This window comes from Pseudoalteromonas sp. SR43-5 (assembly GCF_014163835.1).
Classification (GTDB): domain Bacteria; phylum Pseudomonadota; class Gammaproteobacteria; order Enterobacterales; family Alteromonadaceae; genus Pseudoalteromonas; species Pseudoalteromonas distincta.
On sequence record NZ_JACJEA010000065.1, the window covers coordinates 1 to 2,305 of the forward strand.

The following is a 2,305-nucleotide window of genomic DNA, read 5'->3' on the forward strand; positions in this document are numbered from 1 at the left end:
TCAACCAAACTTACTTGACGCTTTCTTGCAATTGCCATAAGACACCCTGCTTGTTTTTTATACTGACAAAAGCCTAGTACTACGTTTGCTAAACTGCAAAATTAAGATGGGTGTCTTGTTTATTGCTTTTTAGGTGTCTTGTTTATTGCTTTTTATTTCTTTGATTAGCTACAAATCAATCATTAAAAATGAAGTAAATTTTTGCCACAACGTTTTACCAAACTTAATTTCACTTTCAGCTTTTATATTATCTGCATATTTCCATGGGAATTTAAATATATCCGGTGGCGTTAGCTTTTTAATAGGTTTACCCGTCAATAAGTTATTGAGCTGCTCTTCATCATTAAATTCTTTTCTCAACTCATCATCCGCTTTAGACATTTCTTTTAAAAATGACTTATCAACACGATACCAAAAGTACTTTGGTCGACCATTGACTTTATCAAATTCAGCAGTGGTTTTATCAAACTCTCGGTAATATTCAAATTGTGGGATGTCAGCCAGAGGTTGGGTGGCATCCATAAAGCTTTGTAGTAATTCCCAATGTAAAAAAGAGCAGGCTATTTGGTTACTATAAGTTTGCTCATAACGGATGTTTTTCTTATAGTGCAGTAATGTAAAGCCTCTGTTAGCAAAACCGCTTTTAGGATTATGGGCTACCTTATAGTGAGCATTGAACTCTTCAAAAGGGAGTGTATCAAAACTTTTTGCATCTTTAGTCGGTATTTCAACCATACCCGTTTTCCGATTAAAAATTGTGGCTAGATTAAATTTGAAACGAAAAAATGGCCAAATTAGCAAGCTAATTAACTTAGATACTCCCCAGCAACATGAAAGAATGATAAAGAAATCAAATGCAAGATCATATGCCCCCAAAGCAAGGGAAAATAACGGTAGGATAAACATAAAAAAAACAAAGAATAAATGTAGCATAGCCCAAGTAAAGTTTATCAAACCAATCATATTTGTAGCATTTGAAATTAATGCCAACGTCAACTTATTCTTTCCTTTAGTTAAAATTGAACGATCATAGTCCGTTTGACCATTAATATTCCCTTTATAATAACTTTTCTGACTGTTATCAAAGCAGTACCCGATTAGATCCTTCCTAGGGTAAATAGCTTGCTTACTTTGGTAACGGCAATACGTAGAGTCACGTTCATCAGTCACTATTTCATTTCTAAATTTTGTATCTTGCTTACCTCTGTAGGCCGTGTCAGCATATTGCTCAAGCATATTCTATTTCCTTTATTATCCATGCTTTGTCTGGTTGCTCACCTTTACCCCATTCATCACGCTCATCTATATCAACGTAAGGCAAAGTCACATGCTTGTCTAAGCTATATTGCACTTTTACTTGCCAATCAACATCAAAGTTTAATGGCCACATTGATAAAATCGGAACAATGTATTGAAACCCACTTATAACGCCTGATTCAGTATTTTCTTTTTGGATTATTTGCCAATTTTTATGGTCGTGTCGAAATTCTTGCTCAAAATGTAAAATGCCCTCATCTTCAATCTGGTAAACTTGAACAAAGACCTCTGATTGCCCTAACGCAAAGTTTGGTGCGTCTATATCAATGGTTAATTGACAGTGGGTACTGGTTAATCGTTTAACCCCAAGCGTAACGCTTGGTTTCATTAGTGCGCCTACTAATGCGGCATAACACTCTTTTGGTTGCGTGTGCCATTTTTTATAACTACCAGTGCAACGGTCATCTGCATCTTTTGCAAATGGGCCATTTTTAGTCCAAGTTTCTAATTCATTATCGGTGACTAAAATAGCAATAATTGCAATGATAAATCCGACTGCGATTATTGCCCACCCTAAAGGAGTAGTAAACAATGCCGCACCAAGATATATAAAACCAGCTACAGCGACAGCTCCACTTAAGGCATGAAAAAAAGCTGCATCCATATCATTTTTTTGTACAGACTTATAAACATCTAATGCTGTAATAATTGAAGTTAATATAATACCTATCGCCCCAACTATTTTAGTAGCCAGAATAAATCTACCTCTATAAATAAAACCTTTCTGTAAAAACTTAGCTACTTGCTGAAATCTAAAGGATGCAGTTTCAACTGATAGTGTTGCTAAGCTGTAGACAATATTTAGCGATTCGACTACCAGCTTAGCATCTACATTGCCCCCTGCCTTAAACTTCTTAATCATCTCATTAGCATTAAACATTTCAAACGCTAGCATCACCATTGGTAAGTTATGCTCTAAAACTCTCACGCCTTTTAGCTTGACTGTATCAACAGCACCTAGCTTAAAGTCAGGATTATCATATACTTT

General features: G+C 35.5%; 2 protein-coding genes. Both read right to left on the bottom strand.

The features are described 5' to 3' along the window. Positions 1 to 168: 168 nt before the first annotated feature. Entirely contained in the window at positions 169 to 1,236 is a 1,068-nt protein-coding gene (locus H5090_RS20445; RefSeq protein ID WP_182696615.1) for a hypothetical protein, read from the bottom strand. After that, positions 1,229 to 2,305: hypothetical protein (locus H5090_RS20450; protein WP_182696616.1), on the bottom strand; the 1,077-nt coding region annotated here is incomplete at its 5' end. The genes H5090_RS20445 and H5090_RS20450, both read right to left, overlap by 8 nt.

What these genes read in the sequence shown, in the direction of transcription:
- H5090_RS20445 (WP_182696615.1), bottom strand. Translation starts at nt 1,236, where the DNA reads ATGCTTGAGCAATATGCTGACACGGCCTACAGAGGTAAGCAAGATACA.